Origin of the sequence: Pseudorhizobium marinum, assembly GCF_000705355.1 — a bacterium.
GTDB classification, from domain to species: Bacteria; Pseudomonadota; Alphaproteobacteria; order Rhizobiales; family Rhizobiaceae; genus Neorhizobium; species Neorhizobium pelagicum.
In genome coordinates, this window is record NZ_JMQK01000012.1 from 42,820 (window position 1) to 68,070 (window position 25,251).

The 25,251-nt window shown below is 63.4% G+C and carries 25 protein-coding genes; 16 read left to right on the top strand and 9 right to left on the bottom strand.

Annotated elements, in window-relative coordinates; all coding sequences use genetic code 11:
- Positions 1–285: 285 nt before the first annotated feature.
- The 4 genes from EO99_RS0115260 (at position 286) to EO99_RS0115275 (ending at position 6,120) form a co-directional block, all read left to right on the top strand.
- Positions 286–2,079, top strand: a complete 1,794-nt coding sequence (locus tag EO99_RS0115260; RefSeq protein WP_029619491.1) for an acyl-CoA dehydrogenase C-terminal domain-containing protein — start codon at positions 286–288, stop codon at positions 2,077–2,079.
- A gap of 246 nt (positions 2,080–2,325) precedes the next feature.
- Complete coding sequence (locus tag EO99_RS0115265; protein ID WP_029619492.1) at positions 2,326–3,534, top strand: acetyl-CoA C-acetyltransferase; 1,209 nt, start codon at positions 2,326–2,328, stop codon at positions 3,532–3,534.
- Between the two features lie 116 nt (positions 3,535–3,650).
- Entirely contained in the window at positions 3,651–3,869 is a 219-nt protein-coding gene (locus EO99_RS0115270) for a lysozyme inhibitor LprI family protein (protein ID WP_029619493.1), read from the top strand.
- A 34-nt stretch (positions 3,870–3,903) separates the two neighbouring features.
- On the top strand, positions 3,904–6,120 hold the full coding sequence (locus tag EO99_RS0115275) for an FAD-dependent oxidoreductase (protein ID WP_029619494.1): 2,217 nt from the start codon (positions 3,904–3,906) through the stop codon (positions 6,118–6,120).
- Between the two features lie 21 nt (positions 6,121–6,141).
- On the opposite strand, the gene EO99_RS0115280 is transcribed toward EO99_RS0115275, so the two are convergent.
- Positions 6,142–7,065 carry a hypothetical protein gene (locus EO99_RS0115280; RefSeq protein ID WP_029619495.1) on the bottom strand — a complete coding sequence of 308 codons (924 nt, stop codon included), beginning with the start codon at positions 7,063–7,065 and terminating at the stop codon, positions 6,142–6,144.
- 314 nt (positions 7,066–7,379) lie between these two features.
- Positions 7,380–7,664 carry a GIY-YIG nuclease family protein gene (locus EO99_RS0115285; protein WP_029619496.1) on the bottom strand — a complete coding sequence of 95 codons (285 nt, stop codon included), beginning with the start codon at positions 7,662–7,664 and terminating at the stop codon, positions 7,380–7,382.
- A 951-nt stretch (positions 7,665–8,615) separates the two neighbouring features.
- Between EO99_RS0115285 and EO99_RS0115290 the strand changes: the two genes are divergently transcribed.
- Positions 8,616–9,014: a hypothetical protein gene (locus EO99_RS0115290; RefSeq protein ID WP_029619497.1), complete on the top strand. Its 399-nt coding sequence runs from the start codon at positions 8,616–8,618 to the stop codon at positions 9,012–9,014.
- A 24-nt stretch (positions 9,015–9,038) separates the two neighbouring features.
- On the opposite strand, the gene EO99_RS0115295 is transcribed toward EO99_RS0115290, so the two are convergent.
- Positions 9,039–9,713, bottom strand: a complete 675-nt coding sequence (locus EO99_RS0115295) for a TetR/AcrR family transcriptional regulator (RefSeq protein WP_029619498.1) — start codon at positions 9,711–9,713, stop codon at positions 9,039–9,041.
- 135 nt (positions 9,714–9,848) lie between these two features.
- Between EO99_RS0115295 and EO99_RS0115300 the strand changes: the two genes are divergently transcribed.
- The 3 genes from EO99_RS0115300 (at position 9,849) to EO99_RS0115310 (ending at position 13,170) form a co-directional block, all read left to right on the top strand.
- Positions 9,849–11,042: an HlyD family secretion protein gene (locus EO99_RS0115300; RefSeq protein WP_029619499.1), complete on the top strand. Its 1,194-nt coding sequence runs from the start codon at positions 9,849–9,851 to the stop codon at positions 11,040–11,042.
- Positions 11,043–11,070: 28 nt separating this feature from the next.
- A complete protein-coding gene (locus EO99_RS0115305; protein ID WP_029619500.1) occupies positions 11,071–12,648 on the top strand; it encodes a DHA2 family efflux MFS transporter permease subunit in 1,578 nt (525 codons plus the stop codon).
- Between the two features lie 186 nt (positions 12,649–12,834).
- Complete coding sequence (locus tag EO99_RS0115310; protein WP_029619501.1) at positions 12,835–13,170, top strand: hypothetical protein; 336 nt, start codon at positions 12,835–12,837, stop codon at positions 13,168–13,170.
- Here EO99_RS0115310 and EO99_RS0115315 read toward each other — a convergent pair.
- Positions 13,167–13,421 (bottom strand): hypothetical protein, encoded by a 255-nt coding sequence (locus EO99_RS0115315; protein WP_156034831.1) that lies wholly within the window; start codon positions 13,419–13,421, stop codon positions 13,167–13,169. The genes EO99_RS0115310 and EO99_RS0115315 overlap by 4 nt on opposite strands.
- A gap of 232 nt (positions 13,422–13,653) precedes the next feature.
- On the opposite strand from EO99_RS0115315, the gene EO99_RS0115320 reads away from it, so the two are divergent.
- Positions 13,654–14,370 carry a Crp/Fnr family transcriptional regulator gene (locus EO99_RS0115320; RefSeq protein WP_029619503.1) on the top strand — a complete coding sequence of 239 codons (717 nt, stop codon included), beginning with the start codon at positions 13,654–13,656 and terminating at the stop codon, positions 14,368–14,370.
- A 159-nt stretch (positions 14,371–14,529) separates the two neighbouring features.
- Here the strand turns inward: EO99_RS0115320 and EO99_RS0115325 are convergent, their stop codons facing one another.
- The gene (locus tag EO99_RS0115325) at positions 14,530–15,243 is read right to left on the bottom strand and encodes a Crp/Fnr family transcriptional regulator (protein WP_037112106.1); all 714 of its coding nucleotides are present in this window, start codon (positions 15,241–15,243) and stop codon (positions 14,530–14,532) included.
- A 356-nt stretch (positions 15,244–15,599) separates the two neighbouring features.
- Between EO99_RS0115325 and EO99_RS0115330 the strand changes: the two genes are divergently transcribed.
- Complete coding sequence (locus tag EO99_RS0115330; protein ID WP_029619505.1) at positions 15,600–16,910, top strand: mechanosensitive ion channel family protein; 1,311 nt, start codon at positions 15,600–15,602, stop codon at positions 16,908–16,910.
- Between the two features lie 13 nt (positions 16,911–16,923).
- On the opposite strand, the gene EO99_RS0115335 is transcribed toward EO99_RS0115330, so the two are convergent.
- The 4 genes from EO99_RS0115335 to EO99_RS0115350 all read right to left on the bottom strand — a co-directional run bounded on the left by EO99_RS0115335 (position 16,924) and on the right by EO99_RS0115350 (position 19,051).
- The gene (locus EO99_RS0115335; RefSeq protein WP_029619506.1) at positions 16,924–17,643 is read right to left on the bottom strand and encodes an LrgB family protein; all 720 of its coding nucleotides are present in this window, start codon (positions 17,641–17,643) and stop codon (positions 16,924–16,926) included.
- Positions 17,640–18,011, bottom strand: a complete 372-nt coding sequence (locus tag EO99_RS0115340) for a CidA/LrgA family protein (protein ID WP_029619507.1) — start codon at positions 18,009–18,011, stop codon at positions 17,640–17,642. Before EO99_RS0115340 ends, EO99_RS0115335 begins: the two co-directional genes overlap by 4 nt.
- 112 nt (positions 18,012–18,123) lie before the next feature.
- Positions 18,124–18,675: an SRPBCC family protein gene (locus EO99_RS0115345; protein ID WP_029619508.1), complete on the bottom strand. Its 552-nt coding sequence runs from the start codon at positions 18,673–18,675 to the stop codon at positions 18,124–18,126.
- A gap of 28 nt (positions 18,676–18,703) precedes the next feature.
- A complete protein-coding gene (locus tag EO99_RS0115350; protein ID WP_029619509.1) occupies positions 18,704–19,051 on the bottom strand; it encodes an ArsR/SmtB family transcription factor in 348 nt (115 codons plus the stop codon).
- Positions 19,052–19,222: 171 nt separating this feature from the next.
- Here EO99_RS0115350 and EO99_RS0115355 point away from each other — a divergent pair, with 171 nt between their 5' ends.
- The 6 genes from EO99_RS0115355 (at position 19,223) to EO99_RS0115380 (ending at position 25,251) form a co-directional block, all read left to right on the top strand.
- Positions 19,223–20,185 (top strand): bile acid:sodium symporter family protein, encoded by a 963-nt coding sequence (locus EO99_RS0115355; protein ID WP_029619510.1) that lies wholly within the window; start codon positions 19,223–19,225, stop codon positions 20,183–20,185.
- Positions 20,186–20,382: 197 nt separating this feature from the next.
- On the top strand, positions 20,383–21,129 hold the full coding sequence (locus EO99_RS0115360) for a FadR/GntR family transcriptional regulator (RefSeq protein ID WP_029619511.1): 747 nt from the start codon (positions 20,383–20,385) through the stop codon (positions 21,127–21,129).
- A 34-nt stretch (positions 21,130–21,163) separates the two neighbouring features.
- On the top strand, positions 21,164–22,141 hold the full coding sequence (locus tag EO99_RS0115365) for a sialic acid TRAP transporter substrate-binding protein SiaP (protein WP_029619512.1): 978 nt from the start codon (positions 21,164–21,166) through the stop codon (positions 22,139–22,141).
- Between the two features lie 70 nt (positions 22,142–22,211).
- Entirely contained in the window at positions 22,212–22,784 is a 573-nt protein-coding gene (locus tag EO99_RS0115370; RefSeq protein WP_029619513.1) for a TRAP transporter small permease, read from the top strand.
- 3 nt (positions 22,785–22,787) lie between these two features.
- Complete coding sequence (locus EO99_RS0115375) at positions 22,788–24,194, top strand: TRAP transporter large permease (protein WP_029619514.1); 1,407 nt, start codon at positions 22,788–22,790, stop codon at positions 24,192–24,194.
- Between the two features lie 13 nt (positions 24,195–24,207).
- A complete protein-coding gene (locus EO99_RS0115380) occupies positions 24,208–25,251 on the top strand; it encodes an L-idonate 5-dehydrogenase (RefSeq protein WP_029619515.1) in 1,044 nt (347 codons plus the stop codon).

Sequence of the window (25,251 nt, forward strand, 5' to 3'; positions counted from 1 at the left end):
ACGAGGGTCCTCCGGTGGCCGAACATCGACCGGACGGGACACCTCGCTTCAATGTCGAGTATTTCCTCCGACGTGGTAAATAAGCCGTTAACCAGGGGAGACTTTTTTAACCATTCAAGTAGCTTTGCGGGGCGCTTGCGCTGGAAAGCGGGCCGTGATCGCCGTTGCGGATGTGGCAAAAAATCCTGCCGCGAATGTTTGACGTTTACGCAAACGTCAATTATTTATGGCAGCCATGATGGGCGGACTTGGAGGTCCGCGCGAGGATATGGAGGACGCTCGACCATGCCTGTTTACAAGGCTCCGGTAACCGATACCCTTTTCGTGCTGAACGACGTGCTTGGTCTGGAGCGCTACGGCAACCTGCCGGGCTTCGCCGATGCCTCTCCCGACATGGTCGAAGCCATTCTCGGCGAAGCCGCGAAAGTGGCCGAGGAAGCGCTCTTCCCGCTCAATCTCTCCGGCGACCAGGAAGGCTGCACCCGCCACGACGACGGCTCCGTCACGGTGCCCAAGGGCTTCAAGGAAGCCTATGACCAGTATTGCCAGGGTGGCTGGATCGGTCTGGCCGTACCGGAGGAATTCGGCGGCCAGGGCCTGCCCTATACGCTGCACGCCGCCGTCGGCGAATACATGTCGTCGGCCAACATGTCGCTGATGATGTATCCGGGCCTGACCCAGGGCGCGATCGCCGCGATCCTTGTCCACGGTTCCGACGAGCAGAAGCAGACCTACCTGCCGAAGATGGTCGAGGGCACCTGGTCCGGTACCATGAACCTGACCGAACCCCATTGCGGCACCGATCTCGGCCTGCTGCGCACCAAGGCCGTCCCGAACGGCGACGGCACCTACAAGCTGTCCGGCCAGAAGATCTTCATCTCCGCCGGCGAACACGGCATGACCGACAACATCATCCACCTGGTGCTCGCCCGCATCGAGGGCGCGCCGGAAGGCACCAAGGGCATCTCGCTCTTTATCGTGCCGAAGTTCATGGTCCAGGAAGATGGATCGGTCGGCGAGCGCAACGCCGTCACCTGCGGCGCCATCGAGCACAAGATGGGCATCCACGGCAATTCCACCTGCGTCATGAACTACGACGAGGCGGTGGGCTATCTGATCGGCGCCGAGAACAAGGGCCTCTCGGCCATGTTCGTGATGATGAACGAGGCCCGCCTCGGCGTCGGCCTTCAGGGCCTCTCGATCGCCGAGACCGCCTACCAGAACGCCGTCGCCTATGCCCGTGAACGCATCCAGGGCCGTTCGCTCTCCGGCCCCAAGGCGCCGGAAAAGAAGGCCGATCCGATCATCGTCCATCCCGACATCCGCCGCACGCTGATGACCATCAAGGCCTTCAACGAGGCCGGCCGCGCCTTCATGCTGTGGACGGCGCTGAAGTCCGACATCGCCCACCGCTCGCCCGACGAGAAGGAGCGCCAGGAAGCCGACGACCTGCTCGGCCTCGCCACCCCGATCCTCAAGGGCGTCCTCACCGACAAGGGCTTCGACCACGCGGTCATGGCCCAGCAGGTCTACGGCGGCCACGGCTACATCGAGGAATGGGGCATGAGCCAGTATGTCCGCGATGCCCGCATCGCGATGATCTACGAGGGCGCCAACGGCATTCAGGCGCTCGATCTCGTCGGCCGCAAGCTGGCGCTGAACGGCGGTCGCGCCGTCATGGCCATGTTCAAGGAGATCGGCGACTTCTGCGAGGAAAACCGCGCCGACGAGGCCATGAGCCTCTACACCAAGGGGCTGAAGAAGGGCCTGAACGACCTGCAGGCCTCCACCATGTGGTTCATGCAGAACGCCATGGCCAAGCCCGACAACGCCGGCGCCGGCTCCACCGACTACATGCACCTCTTCGGTGTGGTGACACTCGGCTACATGTGGGCGAAGATGGCGAAGGCCGCCCAGGCGGGTCTTGCCGCCGGCGACGCCCGCGAGGAGTATCTGAAGACCAAGCTCGTCACCGCGAAGTTCTACATGGAGCGCATCATGCCGGAAACGGCGCTCCGCAAGGCCCGCATCGAAACCGGCGCCGACACCATGATGGAACTGGCAGCCGAAGCGTTCTAAACAACTCCCTCCCCCTTGTGGGGAGGGTCGGGGAGGGGACTTCGCCAAGCCCATGAACCCTTCCCGCCTGCGCTCCGGCCATCTCCCCCACAAGGGGGGAGAGAACAAGTCGCAGCCGCCTGCCTCCTCTGAGCGTCGGCGGCGCGGCCGGGTTAAGCCCTCCCCCTTGTGGGGAGGGTTTGGGAGGGGTCTTCCTCTCCCGTTTGATAGTAAGGCAACACGGATTGCCACCAGGGAGATGACACCATGACCGAAGTCTTCATTTACGATCACGTGCGCACGCCGCGCGGCCGCGGCAAGAAGGATGGATCGCTGCACGAGGTGCCCTCCGTCCGCCTGGCGGCCAAGACGCTGGAAGCCATCCGCGACAGGAACGGCCTCGACACCTCGACCGTCGACGACATCATCATGGGCTGCGTCGATCCGGTCATGGATGCCGGCGCCGTCATCCCCAAGGCCGCCGCCTTCGAGGCCGGCTATTCCTTCGCAGCACCCGGCATGCAGATCTCCCGCTTCTGCGCGTCCGGCCTCGACGCCGTCAACTTCGGCGCCGGCAAGATCGCCGCCGGCTCCGACGACATCGTCATCGCCGGCGGTGTGGAGAGCATGTCGCGCGTCGGCATGGGCATGTCCGGCGGCGCCTGGTACATGGACCCTTCGGTCAACTTCCCCGCCTATTTCATGCCGCAGGGCGTCTCCGCCGACCTGATCGCCACGAAATACGGCTTCTCCCGCGACGACGTCGACGCCTATGCGGTGGAAAGCCAGAAGCGCGCCGCCAGTGCCTGGGAGAAGGGCTACTTCAAGCACTCCGTCATCCCGGTGAAGGACCAGAACGGCCTCGTGATCCTCGACCGCGACGAGCACATGCGCCCGACCACCGACATGCAGTCGCTCGCCTCCCTCAACCCCTCCTTCCAGATGCCGGGCGAGATGGGCGGCTTCGAGGCCGTCGGCATCCAGGCGCATCCGGAAGTCGAGAAGATCACCTATGTCCACCACGCCGGCAATTCGTCCGGCATCGTCGATGGTGCCGCAGCCGTCCTGATCGGCTCGAAGGCCGGCGGCGAAACCATGGGTATGAAGCCGCGTGCAAGAATCCGCCACTTCACCAACATCGGCTCCGACCCGGCGCTGATGCTGACCGGCCCGGTCGACGTCACGGAAAAGCTCCTGAAGCGCTCCGGCATGTCGATCGCCGACATCGACCTCTTCGAGCTGAACGAGGCCTTCGCCGCGGTCGTCCTGCGCTACATGCAGGCCTTCGACATCAGCCACGACAGGATCAACGTTAACGGCGGAGCCATTGCCATGGGCCATCCGCTCGGCGCCACCGGCGCCATGATCCTCGGCACGGTGCTCGACGAGCTGGAACGCCGCGATCTCAACACCGCGCTCGTGACCCTCTGCATCGGCGCCGGCATGGGCACGGCAACGATCATCGAGAGGGTTTGAGGCAGTCTTAACCCTCCCCCTTGTGGGGAGGGGCTTCACCCGGCCGGATCGCGCCAGTCCTGGAGCGGCCGACGGTCGCGTCAAGCCCGAGGATGACGGAAGAGAGAGCAAGCCTGATGACACCGAAGCCTGAGGTCTACGAGCAGCAAAAGAACGAGATCGAGCAGCAATATGCGCAGCACAATCTCGATCGCGACATGGCTGATGCCTATCGCTCGAGCCTCGCAGAAGACCCGCGGGAGCATGCGCGAAAGCTGAAGGCTGAAAATCGCGGCTTGTTCGTGTTTCTCCTTCTGGTCTTTGCTGCCTTCGGTCTGTTCGTCTGGCTTCGGTAAACATTTGAGAATTTTAGGGAAGAGGTACCCCAACATGAGCACCTACACGAACTTCACCGTCGAAACCGACGCAGACGGCATCGCGCTCGTCACCTGGGACATGCCCGGCAAATCCATGAACGTCTTCACCCTCGAGGTGATGGCCGAGATCGAACAGATCCTGGCGGCGACCGTCGCCGACGCGGCCGTCAAGGGCGTCGTCTTCACCTCCGGCAAGTCGTCCTTCTCCGGCGGCGCCGATCTCACCATGATCAAGTCGATGTTCTCCATGCTCGCCGAGGAAAAGGCGAAGGACCCGCAGGCCGCCGTCCAGAAGCTGTTTGATGCCGCCGGCCAGATGTCGCAACTCTTCCGCCGCATCGAGACGAACGGCAAGCCCTGGGTCTCGGCGATCAACGGCACCTGCATGGGCGGCGCTTTTGAACTGTCGCTCGCCTGCCACGGTCGCGTCGCCGCCAATGCCAAGGCGGTGAAGATCGCGCTGCCCGAGGTCAAGGTCGGCATCTTCCCCGGCGCCGGCGGCACCCAGCGCGTGCCGCGGCTCGCCAACGCCCAGGACGCCCTGCAGATGATGACGACGGGCTCTTCGCTGACGGCGCAGCGCGCCAAGGCCATGGGTCTCGTCCACCAGGTGGTCGAGCCGGGTGAACTGATCACCGCCGCCAAGCAGATGATCAAGGATGGCCTGAAGCCCGTCGCACCCTGGGACGAGAAGGGCTTCAAGGTGCCCGGCGGCGGCGTCTGGACGCCCGCGGCCGCCCAGCTCTTCCCGGCCGCGCCCGCCATCCTGCGCCGCGAGACCGCCGGCAATTACCCGGGCGCCCTCGCCATCCTCAAATGCGTCTACGAGGGCCTCCAGCTGCCCTTCGACACCGCCCTGAAGGTCGAGCAGCGCTACTTCACGCAGATCCTGCAGACCACCGAGGCCTTCTCGATGATCCGCTCGCTGTTTGTCTCCATGCAGGAGCTTGGCAAGGGCGCCCGCCGCCCGGCCGGCGTGCCGAAGACCGAGATCAAGAAGGTCGGCGTTGTCGGCGCCGGCTTCATGGGCGCCTCGATCGCCTATGTCACGGCTGCTGCCGGCATCCCCGTCGTCCTGATCGACCGCGACCAGGAGGCCGCCGACAAGGGCAAGGCGCATTCGGAAAAACTGGTGGCCGATCAGGTCGGCAAGGGCCGCATGACGAAGGAAGACGGCGAAAAGCTCCTCGCCCTCGTCACCCCGACGCCGGACTATTCGACGCTTGCCGATGTCGATCTCGTCGTCGAGGCCGTCTTCGAGGACCGCGCCGTCAAGAAGGCCGTCATCGAGCAGGTGGAAGCGGTGATCTCGGAAGATACCATCTTCGCCTCCAACACCTCCACCCTGCCGATCACCGGTCTCGCCGGCAATTCCAAGCGCCCCGAGCAGTTCATCGGCGTCCACTTCTTCTCTCCGGTCGAGAAGATGATGCTGACCGAGGTCATCCTCGGCGAACAGACCGGTGACAAGGCGCTCGCCATGGCGCTGGATTTTGTCGCGAAGATCAAGAAGACGCCGATTGTCGTCAACGACACGCGCGGCTTCTTCGTCAACCGCTGCGTCTTCCGCTACATCAACGAGGCCTACGACATGCTGATCGAGGGCGTGCCGCCGGCGATGATCGAGAATGCCGCCAAGATGGCCGGCATGCCGGTCGGCCCGCTGTCGCTCAACGACGAGGTCGCCGTCGATCTCTCCCAGAAGATCATGAAGGCTTCCATCGCCGATCTCGGCCCCAATGCCGTCAAGCCCGAGCACATGGATCTGATCGACAAGATGGTCGACGTGCTCGACCGCCGCGGCCGCAAGAACGGCCAGGGCTTCTACGACTACCCGGCCAAGCCCGCCAAGAAGTCGCTCTGGCCGGGCCTCAAGGACCTCTACCCGCAGAAGCCGGCTTCCGAAGTGGACGTGAACACCCTGAAAGAACGCCTCCTCGTCACCATCGCGCTGGAAGCGGCCCGCACCATGGAAGAGGGCATCGTCACCGACCCGCGCGAAGCCGACGTCGGCTCCATCCTCGGCTTCGGCTTCGCCCCCTACACCGGCGGCACGCTCTCCTACATCGACGGCATGGGCGTGAAGACGTTCGTGGCGCTGTGCGAGCGGTTAGCGGAGGCTTACGGCGAGCACTTCAAGCCGACGCCGCTGCTCATGGAGATGGCGGCGAACGGGGAGACGTTTTACGGGCGGTTTGATCCGTATGGAGCGGTGGAGAGGGCGGCTTAGGCCGCCTTCTTCTCTATTTGCCTAGTCATCAGTCGAACTAGGCCTCATCAGCAAGTGAGACTCTAGAAGAAAGCCGAGCATTTCCGATATTAATATCGAGAAGCGCTCAAGGGCTATGTGGTTTGACAACTCTGGATTCGTAAAAAGGGGCCTCCAGCGGCCATTGGCGTTCCGTGGTAACGGCCCCATCGCGAACCACAGCCAAAAAAGGTGTATCAGGATGGCTCTGAATGTCCCGGCAGAAGAAGCCGTCGGCGTGGGAAATATTGGGTAGCTATCATACCCATCGTCCTCGATACCGAAGGCTGCTGCGAACCCCGCAGTGATTGTCGGGTGAAGAAGCATCGATCCGGCTAGTTCGGCATCCTCACGAAGAAAATCGACCACTTGGCTGCCCGGCGCCTCGATAACGGACGACACGAATTCCGATACACGTCTCTTAATCTTGTTCTTGCTGACATGGCGGTGCCAAAACTCATTGGCTTCGTCAGGTTCAACAGCTGCTACGAACTGCGCTGTTAGTTGCTCATCATGGATGCAACAGATCAGCACATCCACGTGCTCCAGATACGCTCGTGTAAGTGCTCTGGCCTGCAGATCAAACCCTGCTTCTATCAGTTCAATGATTGCCCACAAGTCGTTGGCCAGCCGCGACAAGAACGAGATTGCCGCAAGCTTTTCGGCGGTTGGCTCAATCTCTTCTTCGGCTAAGGGAAGATCTTGCAGGAGGGCAACTGCTAGTAATGAGAGCCACGTGGCTGCGATATTTGTACATCGATGGAGGACGTAGAACTCCGGATCGGTATCCAGAATGTGCTGAAGCTTCTTCCGCCGGCGATCTTGACCTTGCGCATTAAGAGTTTCGGTGTCTTCGGATGCCGATGCGAAGCTTCGATATCGCTTCTCAATGGTGGAGTCGAATAGATGCCTGATCTCGAGTTTCATATGTTTAACGTTCTCGGGTTTGTATCCTCGGGTCAAGCCCGAGGATGACGAAAGTGGAGGAGCTGTCATGGGTGCCGTAAGAGAGGTTGTGCGATGTTTCAGCAGGGCAGTGGCCCGGCAATCAGCTAAGGCCCCTTCCCGTGCTTGTTGCCGCAAAAGACGCATGTCTCACCTCTGGCAGTCTGGCTCTTCCCTCACTGTGGACCCTTGCTCCGCCCTCACTTGTGGCATCCTCGCTCCCGCTCTCTTTCGTCATCCTCGGGCTTGACCCGAGGATCCAACCCCAAGCCCACGGCGCCCTAATCCCGGCCCCCTCACCACAACTCCAGATACAGATCCCGCCAATCCGGATTCCGCTCCTCGATCAGCGCGATCTTCCACTTGCGGTACCACTGCTTCATCGTCTTCTCCCGCTGGATGGCGTCGCGGATGTCCCAGTGCTCCTCGTACCAGACGAGCTGCGTCAGGCCGTATCTGGAGGTGAAGCCGGGCGTCAGGCCTTCGCGATGTTCGTAGATGCGCCGGGCGATGTCGGAAGTCACGCCGATGTAGAGCGTGCCGTGCTTGTGGTTGGTGACGATGTAGACGTATCCCGTCATGGCGAGCAGGATGATCGGCCGGACGCGGTCTCGTCAAGCGACGTGCTTGGCGGTGGATCCTCGGGTCAAGCCCGAGGATGACGAAAGGGGAGGGGTGCCACGGGTGCCTCAAGAAAGGTGGTGCCATGGTTCAGCACCGTTGTGGCCCGCCCAGTCAGCCGAGGCCTTCCCGTTCTTGTTGTCGCAAAAGCCGCATGTGCCCAATTGGGGCAGCCTTGCTCTGCCTCGCTTGTGTCACACTTACTATTTCTCACTTGTGTCACCCTCACTCCCCCTCTCTTTCGTCATCCTCGGGCTTGACCCGAGGATCCAAACCCAAGCCCTCGGCGCGCATCCCTTCCCTCGGCCAAGCCTGACGCCTAAGCCCTCGAAGGGCGAGAGCGGGCCGCACCGCAAGCCGGATCCTTCGAGGGCCGTGCTTCGCCCGTCAACCTCAGAATGACGCCCCCCTGCAGCACCCGTCACTCCCCAAAACCGCACCCCCACCCACCAAATATCAACCACTTACCCCCACCCGCATCCCCACCCTCAGCCACCACCCCATAATCATCCCGCTTCCGTCGCCGGAGTGTTTCGCGAGACGTTCGCGGGCAGGCGGGGGCCGGCGCCTGGTCTTGAACCGTAACGTGCGGGGAGGGGGCAGGAGGTGAAGGCCATGGAGCGGGTGCCGTGAGGCGCGCGCTTCTATCAAGTCTCCCCCGGGCAGCCATGCCCGGTTCGGTTTAGCCGTGCAAGCGCGAGGGGCGCACCTGGCGTGCAGCGAGACGAGGCGGTCACCTGTAGGGGCTGGACACCCCGAAAGAACGCCGAAGGCCACGCGAATGCGGAGCCACAGACTAAACTCAAAGTGAGGTTCCGCATTCGTGTGGGCTCTCCGATGGATCAGACAGCAACACGGGGGCCGTAACGGCCTGCGTGATCGAAAACCCGTGCCCTGAAGGAGGTCACGCCATGGCAAGAAGCGCAGAGGAATGTCGCCGCATCATCGAAGAGGAAGACAGGCAACCTTATATGCCCGGCTACACCTGGGGAGAGTTCAGCAGACTCGCGCCGCGCCAGAAGTCGCGCGAATTTCAGAAGCTCACCCAGCGCGTCACCAGTTTCATGGGCTGCTGGAAGACCTGCGATCTCTCCGCCTGCCGCAGAGCCCGGGCCTGCCGGGGCTTCCTGACGGAAGCGCAATACAAGGCAGGCTATCATGATGCCTTCCCGCCCTGCATCGGTCCGCGCGGTGAGCGCCATCAGGAAGCCTTGAACAACTGGCGCCCCGCCTTCGGCCTGCCGCCGGAAGAGGACGATGGTCCGAAATACGACGGGCGCCCGTCGGATCATGGTGAGGAGGTGACGTGATGGCAGCCCGAGCAGCGCCGCCGCTCAGCCCTTCGCCCCGTAGGCGGCCATGAACACCCGCACGGCGCCGGAGATGGCGCGCTCCAGTTCCGCGTCGCAGGGCACGTCGTCGAGGTCGCCGAACAGGCGGAACTTGAAGAAGCTGCCGGTCGCCATCTCGATGAACTGGCGTGCGGCGAGATCGGTGTCGTCGATTTGAAGCGTGCCGAGCGCGATGTGGCGGCGCAGAAACTCCTCCAGCACGTGGCGGACATTGCCGGGCGTCGTGTGGAAGAAGCGCCGCGACAGGTTCGGCATCCGCTGCACGACGCCGATCACCGTGCGCATGGCGTCGACCACCTGCGGCGAGGTGATGTGGCGGGCAAAGCTCACGCCGAAGGTGGAGAGCATCTCCTCCACCGGCCCGCTGCCGGCCAGGATGTCGCGCATGTCGCTGGCGATGCGGTCGCGCTCGCGGTCGACCATGGCGACGAAGAGGTCTTCCTTGCTGGCGAAATAGACGTAGATCGTCCCCTTCGACACGCCGGCCTCGCGGGTGATGTCGTTCATGCTGGCGGCGTCGAAGCCGACGGTCATGAACACCCGCTTGGCGCCGGCGATGATCTGCTCGCGCTTGGCCGGATCCTCGCCGGCAGCAAAGCGCCCGCCGGCGGCAGCGGCGGGTGGGGTGGTCTCAAGCGTCTGTGTCTGTTTCGTCATGTCTTCTTTACCTTTTCGAACCGAGCGGTTCGATTGGCCTTGATATGTCGGTGAAGAGGCTCTATGTCAAGCTCACCGAACCGATGGGTTCGATGACTTTGCATGCCGTTTTTCATCTGCCAGATGGTGCCTCCCATGACCGCTTCCCATTCCGCCAGCGCCCTGCGCGACGTTTCCCGCTCCGATTCGACCGTCGGCTCTCCCGCGCCGACCGGGGAAGCCGCCGCGTCGCCGCCACCGGTCGAGGCGAAGGCGCCTCCTGCAAGGCGCAAGCGGCCGAACCTCGTCCTGCCGGTGATCGCGCTGGCGCTGCTGGGCGCCGCCGGCTGGTACGGCCACGACTGGTGGACCGATGGCCGCTTCCTCGTGTCCACCGACGACGCCTATATCCAGGGCGATATCGCCATCATCTCTCCCAAGGTGTCCGGCTACGTCGAAAAGGTCAATGTCGTCGAGAACCAGCAGGTCCACGCCGGCGATCCGCTGGTGACGCTCGACGCCGGCGACTATCAGCTGGCCGTCACCCGCGCCGAAACCGCCATCGAGGCCTCCCGTCTCGCCGTCACCCGCATCGATGCGCAAATCATCGGTGGCGAGGCGGCATTGAAGCAGGCCGAGGCCCAGCAGGGCGCCCTGGAGGCTGCCCTTCGCGGGGCCGAGATCAACCAGAAGCGGGCGAGCGAACTGGTCGACAAGTCCGTCGGCACCGCCGCGGATCTCGACAATGCCCAGGTCGCGCTGGAGCAGGCCCGCGCCAACCTCGTCGCCGGCCAGGCGGCTGTTTCGTCGGCGCAGGCCAACATCGGCCTCCTGCAGGCGCAGCGCCGCGAGGCGGTCAACACCGTCCACGCCCAGGAGCTCGCCCGCGACCAGGCCAGCCGCGACCTGAGCTTCACGGTGCTGAAGGCGCCCTATGACGGCATCGTCGGCAATCTCGCCGTGCAGACCGGCGACCTCGTCTCCGCCGGCAAGCGGCTGGCAGCCCTCGTGCCGCTGACGCAGCTCTACATCGAGGCGAACTTCAAGGAGACCCAGATCGGCGAACTGCAGCCCGGCTCGAAGGTGCGCGTCCATGTGGATGCCTTCGAGGCGCATGACATCGAGGGCACGGTTCAGTCGATCGCGCCTGCCTCCGGCTCCGTCTTCTCCATGCTGCCCGCCGAAAACGCCACCGGCAATTTCACCAAGGTGATCCAGCGCGTTCCCGTACGCATCTCCCTGCCGGCGGACGTGCTCGCCGACAAGCACCTGCGGGCGGGCCTCAGCGTCGTCGTCGACGTCGACACCCGCACCGCGCCCTCCGGCGACGCCGTGGCTGCGGCGAAGTAGCGGGTCGCGCGGCGCAAGGAGAACGGTCATGGCAGCAACGGCCACACTGGCGGGACCCATTCCCGCCGATCCGCCCATGGACAGGCGCAAGCTCATCGCCTTCTTCGCGATGGTCTTCGGCATGTTCATGTCGATCCTCGACATCCAGATCGTCTCCGCGTCGCTCGCCGAAATCCAGGCGGGCCTCGGCGCCGGCTCGGAAGAGGTCGCCTGGGTGCAGACCTCCTATCTGATCGCCGAAGTCATCATGATCCCGCTGTCGGGCACGCTCGCGCGCATTCTCTCGACGCGGGTGCTCTTCACCATCTGCGCCGGCGGCTTCACGCTCGCCAGCATGCTCTGCGCCACTGCCACGAACATCGACCAGATGATCGTCTACCGCGCCATCCAGGGCTTCATCGGCGGTGGCATGATCCCCTCCGTCTTCGCCGCCGCCTTCACCATCTTCCCGCCGTCGAAGCGCTCGATCGTCTCGCCGATGATCGGTCTCGTCGCGACGCTGGCGCCCACCATCGGCCCGACCATCGGCGGCTATCTCAGCCACGCCTTCTCCTGGCACTGGCTCTTCCTCGTCAACATCGTGCCCGGCATCATCGTCACCGCCGTCGCCTGGAGCATGATCGATTTCGACAAGCCGGAAATGAGCCTCTGGAAGAAGTTCGACTGGTGGGGCTTGCTGTCGATGGGCCTCTTCCTCGGCTCGCTGGAATACGTGCTGGAAGAGGGTAACAACAAGGACTGGTTCAGCGACAGCCACATCGTCATCGGCACGCTGGTCATGGTCGGCGGCGCCGTGGTCTTCTTCTGGCGCGCCTTCAAGGTCGATTTCCCGGTGGTCGACCTGAAGGCCTTCGCCAACCGCAACTTCGCCTTCGGCTCGCTCTTCTCCTTCGTCATGGGCATCGGCCTCTATGGCCTCACCTATCTCTACCCGCTCTACCTGGGGCGCATCCGCGGCTATGATTCCCTGATGATCGGCGAGACCATGTTTGTCTCGGGCCTGGCCATGTTCCTCACCGCACCGGTCGCCGGCATGTTGTCGTCACGGCTCGATCCGCGGGTCATGATGGGCATCGGCTTTGTCGGCTTTGCGCTCGGCACCTGGATGATGACGGGGCTGACGGCCGATTGGGACTTCTACGAACTGCTGATCCCGCAGGTCCTGCGCGGCTGCTCGCTGATGCTCTGCATGGTGCCGATCAACAACATTGCGCTTGGCACCCTGCCGCCCGCCCGCATCCGCAATGCCTCCGGCCTCTTCAACCTGACCCGCAACCTCGGCGGCGCCGTCGGCCTGGCGGTCATCAACACGGTCCTGACGCAGCGGACGGACCAGCACTACGCAAGGCTGTCCGAGCAGCTCAATTTCGGCAACTGGGCAGCCCTCGACTGGCTGAACAGCGTCGGTGCCAATTATGACGGCTATGGTCTCGACGGCAGCCAGGTGGCGATCCAGAAACTTTCGGGCATCGTCACCCAGCAGTCCTGGCTCCTGTCCTTCATCGACGTCTTCACCATCCTCACGGTGCTGTTTGCCAGCCTGCTGGTTCTGGTGACGCTGATCGCCAAGCCCTCGGGCCAGGCTGGGGGTGGGGGCGGTCACTGAGACCGCCGCCAGTCGCCCGGGAAGAGGCGGCGCGCAGCATCCAGATCGATTCCGACCATAAATTCAGGGAGGCCGCTGTAAAAACGCGAACTTTCCGGTCTTCGACGAGTTGAGGCCAAAGAGACCCCGCAACGCGCCCGCAGCACTGGTAGTCACGGCAGCATGACCCAACTGGATCGACCCACAATGATCGTCATCGCAACGCCGGGGTCGCTCTCGTCGGCCACCGTCGAAGCCTGGCGGCAGAGCGGCATCGAGATCATCGGCCCGCTGCTTCCGGAAAGCTTTCGCCCCAAGCTTCTTCACTGCGCGATCGGTGTTGCCATCGATGTCATGGAGCCTCCGGAGGAGGTCTTCCCCATCGTGGTGACGCTCGAACGGATGGCGGTGCCACACGTCTTCGTCGTGCTCGACGATGCAATGGACGGTGACGGACCATTTCAGTTCGGCTCACACGTGGGCCAGATCGGGACCATCATCAATACCCTGGTCGACCAGCAATCCAACGGCGTCCGGCATTAGCGCAGGCCCAGCCTCTGCAGCACGATCTCATGCATGATTCGAAACAGATGGGCATCGAGCGCGGTTTTGACGGCTCCGGCCTCCAGGTCTCTCCTGGCCTTTGCAAGGGTTGCCCGGGCAAGCTCGGCTGCCGCCTCGCGGGAGTGCATGAAGCGGTCTGCCATGTGATGGACGGAGGGCGCCATTGTTTCGATCAGACGCTCCCTGTCCCGGGTCTCCGTATCAGCCGGTTTCCTGGAGGTGACGTTCATTTCGGACTCCATCAATGGAAGAAGAACGTGACACGCATTCAGGTCGTTCCGGTACGCTAGCGCACCATATCCGGGCGCTTTTGGACGCCGCCTGCGGTGGCCTCCGGAAGCCGGAGCGACTAAGAATTTGCGCCCGGAGCTTTGAGGCACTAACTATAGGTATCGTTCGCTACTGAAAGGGCATGAACGGCTGGGAGATGTCGTGCTCTTGCCCCAAGAGAGGGAAGCGCACATGTCTGCTCTCCCGCAATCGGCAGTGCGCAACAAGCTGCTGAGCCTTCTGCCCGCGAAGGACTACCAGCTGGTCGCCAGGGATCTGACCCATGTCACCATGCCACGGGGAACCCTCGTTGCAGCGTCCGGCAAGCCGATCGAGAACGTTTTCTTCCTGGAATCCGGCATCGGATCGATCCTCATCACGACACCGGAAGGGCATCGTGCCGAGGGCGGCCTGTTCGGGTTCGAGGGATACGTACCGACCGCGGCCATTGCGGATGTCGAGTTGAGCGCCCACGAGATCTGCATTCAGCTCCACGCGGAAGCCTATCGGATGGAATACCAGGCCTTTCGCGGATGGATGGAGCGGAATGTGAATTTCCGCAGGCTGATGATCCGCTCCATCGAGGCGTTCTCGGTGCAACTGGCCTATACGGCTGTTTCCAATGCCGTTCATGCCGTCGACGAAAGATTGGCGCGCTGGCTGCTGATGTGCCACGACCGGGTGGCTGGGCATGAGATCCAGCTGACCCACGACTACATCTCGCTGATCCTGGCCGTCAGGCGGCCGAGCGTGACCACGTCGCTGCATGTGCTGGAAGGCAATGGCTACATCAAGGCCGAGCGAGGTGTCATCACGATCCGGAACCGTCCGGGCCTGGAGGAATTCGCCCGCGATGCCTACGGCCGGCCGGAAGAGGAATACCGGCGTCTGATGAAGGATCTGTTCTGAGGCCTTGCGCTGCACGCGCCTTCGCTGGCGGTCTCCTGCAGCAGAGAACTTGATCAATGATCGCCCCTCAATGGCATGAGGTGCGCCACCAATCGCATCCGATGATCTTCCCAGCCGTCTCGTTCGAGAGGTCCGTGTAAACCTGATGAAGGCTCCCTCCTAGAAGTCCCCGATCAGACGCCGGTATTCCTCTTCCGGCCGGCCGTAGGCATTGCCCGCAAACTCCTCGAGGCCGCTGCGGTCCCGGATCGTGATGCGGCCGCGTTCGGACCAGATCAGCTTCTTGCCCTCCAGCACGTGCAGCGCGGTGGTCACGCTCGGACGACGGACGCCGAGCATCAGCGAGATGAAGTCATGGGTCAGGGCAATCTCGTTGCCATCGACCCGGTCGTGGCACATCAGCAGCCAGCGTGCGAGCCGCTCGTCCACCTGATAGCCGACGTTGCATAGCGCGGTATAGGATATCTGCGTGGCGAAAGCCTGGATGAAACGGGCGAGCAGGTTTACAAGCGTCGGGCTTTTCGGAAGCAGGGCGTCAAACGCGCTGATGGTCACGCGGTGACCATGACCCGCGACCTGCATGAAGACTTCGTGGACGCTGCTTCTTCCGCCGACGCCTGCAGTTGTCGGGGAAAACCCCTCCCGCCCGAACATTCCCGCCTCGGCCTTCTGGCCGTCGGGCGAGACCGTGACAACCGAGCCGATGCCGCAGCAGAGAAAGTATACGTAATCGATCACGCCATCCGCCGCCACGATCAGGAAGCCTCGCGGAAGGTCGACCGGCTCCAGGACCTCGGACAGCTTCAGGAACTCGAGTTCGGGCAATGAGGCCAGAAGCCGATTGCGTATTTCTGATTGCATCGAAACAGACACGCTTTTCACTGATGAGGGAGAGAGCATTTCACTCCCAACCGCCATGATTGAGCCAAATCGGACGGGTGGCGAATCTATAGCATCCTGTTGTTCCCGTTGATTTTGTGTACGCTGGCAGACGATCCGCTTGCCGTCCGGCAGGCGTGGCGACCATGCGCCCCTGAGTTGCGAAGACCGGCCATGCCGAGGCAAAAGGGACGAGGCTTCCCTGCTGGTCTAAGATCCGGCGCGGATCGTGTCTCCGTGCAGTCGCTTCTTCAGCTGGTGGGCTGCGATCACATGCTCCGCGAGCCGTTTCGGATGAACAAAACCGCAGGCCGGGGGTTGAAGGCCCATTGTCGGGAAAGGACCTTGCCGTGGAGTTCACGACGCTAGTCCGCGATCTGGAAGTCTGGTTCAGAACCTTCGTTCTGAACGAATGGACACTCTATCAGGCCGCCATCATTGGGGTCGGCGTCATCGTGTCCGTGCTGCTGGGCTTCCGCACGGAACCGCTCGTCGAGGCCCGGGCGCGCCGGATCAAGGGCAACCCCGATCTGCTGCGCGTCATCATTGCCTTCATGCGCCGGCTGAAATGGCTTTATCTGGTCGCGTGGCTGTGGCTCTCCACGGTGATCATCGCCCGCTATACCTGGCCGTCACAGAGCTGGATCCTGGCGACGGCGCTGACGCTGGTCGCGGCCTGGTTCGTGATCTCGGTGCTGACCAAGATTATCCGCAACCCGACGCTGTCGCGTCTCGTTGCCTTCGCCAGTTGGGGCTATGTTGCCATTCACGTCCTGGGTCTCGACGAGCCGCTGTTTTCGGCACTGGATCAGGCCGCGCTGACGGTGGGTTCGCTGCGGCTCTCGCTTCTCGTCATCCTGAAGGCAATCTTCTTCACCGTTGCGCTCATCTGGCTTGCCGCCTTGACCGGCAATGTGCTGGCGCACTGGATCCAGCGGTCTGCAGATCTTTCCCCGTCGTTCAAGGTCCTGATCAGCAAGCTCGTCAAGATCGGGCTCATGACGGTGGCGGGCGCCATTGCCCTGTCGGCGACCGGTATCGACCTCACCGCGCTGACCGTTTTTTCGGGTGCCGTCGGCGTCGGCATCGGCTTCGGGCTGCAGAAGGTGGTGTCGAACTTCATTTCCGGCATCATCATCCTGCTCGACAAGTCCATCAAGCCCGGCGACACCATCACGCTTGGCCATACCTTCGGATCGATAAGGGACCTGCGCTCGCGCTTCGTCTCGGTCATCACCCGGGAGGGCAAGGAATATCTCATCCCGAACGAGGACTTCATCTCGCAGCAGGTGGTCAACTGGTCGTTCTCGAGCGATTTCGTCCGCATCGATGTGGACTTCGGCACCTCCTACGAGGACGATCCGCATGAGGTGATCCGCATTGCGCTGGAAACGGCCGCCGCCGTGCCGCGCGTCGCCAACGCCTACAAGGCGCCGGTCTGCTGGCTGACCGGCTTTGGCGAATCCTCCCTCGACTTCAAGCTGCGGTTCTGGATCTCCGACCCCGCCAACGGCCTCACCAATATCCGCGGCCAGGTGCTGCTGGCGCTCTGGGATGCCTTCAAGGCGGCGGGCATTTCGATCCCGTTCCCGCATCGCGAGATCATCATGAAGACGCCGGTCGAACTGACGCGCCGCCGGCCCGTGGACGACGCGGACTAGGCCGGGTGCGATCTCAGCGGATCAGCCAGGCGGCGGCGATCGGCACCACCGCGGCGGTCGCCACCGCATTGAGCGCCATGGCGATGCCGGCAAACAGCCCCGCCGTCTCGTCCACCTCATAGGCGCGGGCCGTTCCGATACCATGCGATGTGAGGCCGACGGCAAAGCCGCGGGCGGCATAGTCGCGGATCTGCATCAGGTTCATGAACGGCGTGACGATCAGGGCGCCGATGATGCCCGTGAGGATGACCAGGACCGCCGTCAGCGACGGATTGCCGCCGAGCGAGGCGGAGATCGCCATGGCGACGCCCGCGGTTGCCGACTTCGGCAGGAAGGAGATCATCACCTCGTCCGACAGCCCGAGCAGAGAGCCCAGCGCGACGACGGAGAGGACGGCCATCAGCGAGCCGACCATCAGCGCCGCCGCAATCGGCAGCAGCAGTCGCTTCACCCGCGCCCACTGCCGGAACAGAGGGACGGCGATGGCAACCGTCGCAGGGCCGAGCAGGAAGTGCACGAACTGAGCCCCTTCGAAAAACCGCTCATAGGGAATGTCGAAGATCGTCATCACCAGCGACAGGAACAGGATCGAGGTCAGCACCGGATTGGCGAGCGGATTGCGGTCAAGCCGCCGCGAGATTTCCGAGGCGCCGATCCAGGTGCAGAGCGTCAGCGTCAGCCAGATCAGCGGCGAGGTGGAGAGATAGACCCAGAGATCGACGGGGCTCCTCATGCCTCGCCCGCCTTCCGGCCCAGCAGTCGACGCACCGCGAGGAAGGTCCAGACCGTGACGGCGAGGGTGAGGACGGCGGAGATCACCAGCACGATCGCGATCGCCGCGCCCTCCGACTGCACGACGCCCCAGAGCGCCACCACGCCGACGCCGGCCGGTACGAAGAAAAGTCCGAGATTGCCGAGCAGGGCGCCTGCCGCCGCTTCGATGGCGGGCGCCGAGTCCCGCCCGCGTCCTCTGGCAAGCTGCAGCGCGGCAAAGAGAAGAACCAGCCCCACGACCGGGCCCGGCACCGGAAGCTTGGTGAGGAAGACGAGGCTTTCGCCGAGAAGCTGGAAGAACAGCAGTGCTGCTATGCCGCGTAGCATGAAGACCTCCGGAGGTTGCGGGAGGCGGAGACTAGCGGATCGGTGCAAGGAGGTCACGCCCGCGAAAGGCGAGCGCGGGCGTGACATCGTCGGATACGTGTGATCGCGAAGGTCAGGCCGGAAGGCGCCGGTCGTAGTCGTCGCGAAGGCGTGACCAGCCGTCCCAGAACGTCTCCGGCTTCCTGTTGGAAAGCCGTGCGGCGAGGATGTTGAGGTGCATGTGCCAGCCGGCGCCGATCATCACCGTGTTCGCCCGGTCCGAGATGCGCCGGTGGATGATGGTGAGCAGCACCTGGTCTCCCTTCGGCGTCAGCTGGAAGGAGACCTCGCCCTGGCGCCAGGCGAAGGTGAGACGATGCGGCGGCTCGGCTTCGATGACATGGCTCTCCATGCGCTGTTCTTCCGGAAAGCCCTCCGGCCGCTTGCCCGGCGGATCGGACAGCTCCTCGTTGCGCCAGACGAGCTCGAAGGCCGCGCCCGCCTTCATCGGCATGTCTCCCGAGGCCAGCCAGAGGCGACGGAGTTCGCTTTGCGTGAGATAGGCCCAGATGCGCTCGACAGGACCCGGCAGCAGCCGTTCGATTTTCAGCGTGGCCGGTTCGATGAGAACGCCATAGGCGTCGAGACGGGCGGTATTGGTGTCGAGGGTGGCGGTATCGTTCATGTGCTTTCTCCTGTGTTGTCATGGGCTGTCAGGGGGCGGGTTTGCCTTGGTCCTCCTCCCGGAGGATGCGATCGAGCACGTCGAGGCGGCTGTTCCAGAAGCGCTCGTAGAAGTTCAGCCATTCCTGGGCGGCGGCGAGCGGCCCGGGATCGAGGCGGCAGATATGGGTGCGTCCGCGCACCTCGCGGCGGATCAGCCCCGCATGCTCCAGCGCCTTGATGTGCTTGGAAGCGGCGGCAAGCGAGATCGAAAACGGCTCGGCGAGCTGGCTCACGGTTCTCTCGCCGTCGGAAAGCTCTCGCAGCATGCTGCGGCGCGTGGCGTCGCCGAGGGCGTGGAAGACAGTGTCGAGCTGGGGTGCGTGTAATTCAACCATGGGGTTGAATATCGGTTAGATTGAAAAAATAGTCAACCAGATGGTTGAATAATTTTCGGAGGCGGGAGGCGTGTGGCCTGCGGAGGACGGAGAGGCGCGGAGATGGCCTTGACAGCGTCAGGCGGCGGCATGCAGGGGGACGACAGCAAATTACCAAGTCGAGGACTGACCGTGAAATCTCTTGCATCCTTCTCCGCCTTTGTCGGCAAGACCTTTGCCCTGTGGGTCATCCTGTTTGCACTGGCCGGCTTCTTCTTTCCGGAAACCTTCCGGCAGCTGGCGCCCTGGATCGTCACCCTGCTGGCGATCATCATGTTCGGAATGGGTCTGACCATTTCCCTCGACGACTTCCGCGAGGTGGTGAAGCGGCCGATGGAAGTCGGCATCGGCGTCGTGTCGCAGTTCCTGATCATGCCGCTGCTCGCGGTTCTCCTGACCCGGATCATCCCGATGTCGCCGGAAGTCGCGGCAGGCGTTATCCTGGTCGGCTGCTGCCCCGGCGGCACGTCGTCGAACGTCATGACCTACCTCAGCAAGGGTGACGTCGCCCTGTCGGTCGCCTGCACCTCGGTGACGACGCTGGCTGCGCCGATCGTCACGCCCTTCCTGGTCTGGATGTTTGCCAGCCAGTATCTGCCGGTCGACGCGATGGCGATGTTCATCAGCATCGTCAAGGTCGTGCTGGTGCCGCTGGCGCTCGGCTTCGCGCTGCAGAAGCTGGCTCCAGGCCTGGTTCGCGGTGCGCTGCCCGTGCTGCCACTGGTCAGCGTCACCGGCATCGTACTCATCGTTGCCGCCGTCGTTGGTGCCAGCAAGGGGGCGATCGCCCAATCGGGCCTGCTGATCTTCGCCGTCGTCGTCCTTCACAACGGACTGGGATACTTGATCGGCTTCTTCGCCGCCAAGGCGTTCGGCCTGTCGCTGGCCAGGCGCAAGGCGATCGCCATCGAGGTCGGCATGCAGAACAGCGGCCTGGGCGCGGCTCTCGCCAACGCCTATTTTTCGCCGGTCGCCGCCGTGCCGAGTGCCATCTTCAGCGTCTGGCACAATATCTCCGGCGCCTTGCTGGCGAACTGGTTCTCCAGCCGCACCGAGGGTGAGGGCGAAGCCGGGATCGCGCCGCCGCGCATCTGAAAAAAGGGGAGCGCCTTCCGGGTAACGGCAGGTGCTCCCGCCATCGCCGCGCCCTTGGCGGCGATCCCGCTTCCGGCTTGCCACCGGGATGTCCTAAGCATACCATTGACAGGTTGTCAGACATCAATGTATGACTTTCGGTATTGGTAAGGCCAGCTTACCAATACGCGTCGTGGAGGGCGCGTTCGGGAGGGGTCATGTTTTCGGTCGTGGAATCACGCCGCCTGTATCATCAGGTCGCGGATCAGATGCGCAGTCTCATCGACAGGGGGGTATTCCCGGATGGTTCACGGCTTCCGGCCGAGCGCGAGCTTGCCGAGCTGCTGGCCGTATCCCGCCCCACCGTCCGCGAAGCCTTGATTGTTCTAGAGGTCGAAGGGCGCGTCCAGATCCGCATGGGCTCCGGCGTCTACATCATCTCGCAAAAACCGGCCGCTGCCGAACCCGTTGCGATGGATGAGCTCGAGGGTCCCTTCGAACTCCTGCGGGCCCGCGCCATCGTCGAATGTGCGATTGCGGAGGAGGCGGCCCGGGTGGTCCGGCCTGACCAGATTGCCGTTCTGGACAATATTCTCTCGCGCATGGAAGTGAGCCTCGAGGATCGCCCCATGGCGCTGGCGCTCGATCGGGACTTCCACATCGCAGTCGCCGCCATCATCGACAACGGCACGTTGAACCGCTTCGTCGGCAGCATTCACGACCTGCGCATGACGCCCTACTTCGAAAAGCTCGCGAGCTACTTCGAAAATCCTGCCACATGGCGTGCGGCGATGGAGGAGCATCGGGCAATTCGCGATGCCATTGCAGCCGGCAGCCCGGTGGGCGCCCGCGCCGCCATGCGCGCCCATCTGGACCAATCCCAGCTTCGCCTGTCGGAAAGTTTCGAGGAGGAACCGACTGACGGCGTCATCCCTGCCGCATGGAGACATGCCGGCGGACAGTAGCAGACCCTACAGACTTCAACCGGGAGGAAAAACGATGAAGTTCAAGCTCACCACCATTCTAGGCGCCACCGCGGCGGTCCTGGCCTCGGCCCTGGCGGCCCAGGCGCAAACCGCGCTCAAGTGGGCCCATGTGTATGAAACATCCGAGCCGTTCCACACGGAATCGGTCTGGGCGGCGGAAGAGATCGCCAAGCGCACCGACGGCCGCTACACGGTCGACGTCTTCCCGGCCTCGCAGCTCGGCAAGGAAGCCGACATCAACCAGGGCCTGAAGCTCGGCACCGTCGACATCATCATCTCGGGCTCCAGCTTTGCGTCCCGCGAGTATGCGCCGATCGGCGTCACCTACTTCCCCTACATCTTCCGCGATCCTAGCCATCTGATCGCCTACACCAAGAGCGACGTGTTCAAGAAGCTCTCCCAGGGTTACGAGGAAGCGTCCGGCGGCAACCACATCACCGCCGTCACCTACTACGGCACGCGCCACACCACGGCGAACCGGCCCATCGAGAAATGCGCTGACATGCAGGGCCTGAAGATCCGCGTTCCGGATGTTCCCGCATACCTTGCCATGCCGCGCGCATGCGGTGCCAACACCACCCCGATCGCCTTCGCCGAAGTCTACCTTGCGCTGCAGAACGGCACTGTCGAGGCACAGGAAAACCCGCTGACGACCATCGAGGCCAAGAAGTTCTACGAGGTGCAGAAGCACATCGTGCTGACGGGCCACATCGTCGACCACCTGAACACGGTCGTGTCGCCGACCCTGTGGTCGAAGCTGTCGGATGAAGACAAGCAGATCTTCACCGAAGTCATGCAGGAAGCCGCCGAGCGCAGCACCAAGATCATCGAAGAGCGCGAGGCAGCGCTGGTCGGTAAGTTCAAGGCCGACGGCATCACCGTCACCGAAGTGGACAAGTCCGACTTCGAAAAGACCGTCATGGAAAAGGTCACCTTCGAGGAATTCGGCTACGACAAGGCCGATTGGGAAGCCATCCGCGCCGTGAAGTAACCATGCCACTGGGCGCCCGGTAGCAGTTGCCGGGCGCCCGCTCCTTGTCTGAGATTGGCGGAGTTTTCCGATGAACGAACACAAGCACGCTCCTGTCAGCGTCGAAGAAATGGCGCACGCCTTCGAGGGCAACACGGGCCCGGTCAATCTTTCTCCCTATGCGGTCGAGGACTGGCTGAACCTGGCGATCTTCTGGGTCATGGCCATCTGCGTCTTCCTGCAGTTCTTCACCCGCTATGCCTTGAACAACAGCCTTGCATGGACAGAGGAAATCGCCGCCAACTGCCTGGTGATCATTGTCTTTCTGGGATCGGTGATGTGCGTGCGCATGGCGCGGCATATCGCGGTCGACCTTCTCCACCGGCTCCTGCCGCACAGGGCCAGCCGCGCCATGGAGCTCATCGTCGACGTGATCGTCATCGGCTTCTTCGCCTATACCACCTGGCTGATGTGGCGATATGTGGCCATCGTCGGCAACGAGCGCATGGTGACCGTCAACCTGCCGCGCGGCTACGTCTTCTATACGGTTCTGGCCGCCTTCGCGCTGATGCTGGCGCGCTCGGTTCAGAACTTCATCAAGGACTTGATCAACGAAAAGACAGTTCGCGAAACCGCGAGCGAAACCGGCATTCAGGGGGTCTGACCAGTGCTGCTTCTCATAGGATCCTTCCTGCTTCTCATGATCGTCGGCGTACCGATCGCGGTCTCGCTCGGCGTTTCGTCCCTGCTGTATCTGGTTCTCTACGGCGTTGCGCCCGACATCATCGCTGCCCAGCGGATGATTGCCGGCGTCGAAAGCTTTCCGCTGATCGCCGTGCCCTTCTTCATCCTCGTCGGCAACCTGATGAACATCGCCGGCGTCACGGGTCGCATCTACCATTTCGCGCTGTCGCTGGTCGGCTGGATGAAGGGCGGCCTGGCCCAGGTCAACATCATCGGCTCGGTCGTCTTCTCCGGCATGTCCGGCACGGCGCTCGCGGATGCCGCTGGCATTGGCACCATCGAGATCAAGGCGATGAAGGATCACGGCTATCCGGTCGAGGCCGCGGTCGGCGTCACGGCTGCTTCGGCCACGCTCGGGCCGATCTTCCCGCCCTCGCTGCCCTTCGTCATCTACGGCATGATGGCCAATGTCTCGATCGGCGCCCTGTTCATGGCTGGCATCCTGCCCGGCATCGTCATGACGGTGCTGATGATGCTGACCGTCTACATCTTCGCCCGCCGCAAGGGCTGGGGGTCGGACACGCCGTTCGAACTGAAGAGGCTGGCCGCTGCCTCGCTCGAGGTCGGCATCGTTCTCTGCTTCCCGGCCGCGGTCTATCTGCTGATCCTCGCGGGCCTGTCGATCAACATCGCCGTCCTGATCGCGCTGGTCGTGCTGATCGCCCTGGATTGGTACTTCGATTTCTCCGCCGTCATGGCGCTGATGACCCCGGTGCTGCTGATCGGCGGCATGACCATGGGCTGGTTCACGCCGACGGAAGCAGCCGTTGCCGCCGTCATCTGGTCGCTCTTCCTCGGCCTGGTGCGCTACCGCACCATGACCCTGCGCACGCTCGCCAAGGCAAGCTTCGACACCATCGAGACGACCGCCTCGGTGCTCTTCATCGTCACCACGGCCTCGATCTTTGCATGGCTGCTGACGGTCAGCCAGGCGGCCCAGCTGTTCTCCGACTTCATGTTCTCGCTGACGGACAACTGGTGGACCTTCCTGATCATCGTCAACATCCTGCTGCTGATTGTCGGCGCCTTCCTCGATACGATCGCGGCGATCAGCATCCTGGTGCCGATCCTGATGCCGATCGCGGCCCGCTACGGCATCGATCCGGTCCACATGGGGGTGATCTTCACGCTGAACCTGATGATCGGTCTCCTGACGCCGCCGGTGGGCATGGTTCTCTTCGTGCTGTCGCGCATATCGAAGCTCTCGGTCGAACGAACGACGCTGGCGATCCTGCCCTGGATGATCCCGCTCTTCGCCGCTCTGCTGCTGATCACCTTCATTCCCGCCATCACGCTGTGGCTGCCGACGCAACTCGGGCTGTTGCGATAAGGGAGGGCAGACGATGCAGACGCGGTTCGCTCGTCTCTACGGCCAACGCGACCTGAAGGTCGAAGACGCGCCCGTGCCCTCTCCCCAGGCGGGCGAGGTGCTGCTGAAGATGGCCGCGGGCGGCATCTGCGGCTCCGACCTGCACTACTACCAGGATGGCGGTTTCGGCCCCGTGCGGGTGCGCGAACCGATCATCCCGGGACACGAGGCTTCGGGCCATGTGGAGGCGCTGGGAGACGGCGTGTCCGGCCTTGCCATCGGCGATCTGGTGGCGGTCAATCCGAGCCGGCCCTGCGGCAGCTGCCGCTTCTGCCGGGAGGGACTGGCGATCCACTGCCTGGACATGCAGTTCATGGGCAGTGCCATGCGCCTGCCGCATGCCCAGGGCATGTTCCGGGACTGGCTGGTGGTGCCGGCAATTCAATGCGTTGCGGTGGGGCCTGAGGCGACGGCGGGGGAGGCGGCCTGTGCCGAGCCCCTGGCGGTCTGCCTCCATGCCGTCTCGCGGGCAGGCGACCTGCAGGGCAAGCGGGTGCTCGTCACCGGCGCGGGTCCCATCGGGGCGCTGACGGTCGCCGCCACCCGCCATGCGGGTGCAGAGGAGATCGTCGTCACCGACCTGGCGGATGCGGCCCTGCAGCGGGCTGTGGACATGGGGGCAACGCGCGTCATCAACGTCGCGACGGACGCCGCGGCATTGGCGGCCTTCGAAGAGGACAAGGGCTATTTCGACGTCGCCTTCGAATGTTCGGCAGCGGCGCCGGCGATCCGCAGCGCGATTGCGACCGTGAGGCCGCGTGGCGTGATCGTCCAGGTCGGGGTCACCGGCGATGTCACCGTGCCGCTCAATGCCCTGGTCGGCAAGGAGCTGCAGTGGATCGGCTCGCAGCGCTTCGACAGGGAGTTTGCAGAGGCCGCCGATCTGATCGGCCGGCGGGAAATTGACGTGCGGCCGATCATCTCGCACAGTTTCCCGATCACCGATGCGGTGGCCGCTTTCGAACAGGCCGGCGACCGTTCCGCAGCCTGTAAGGTTCAACTTACGTTTCTCTCCTGA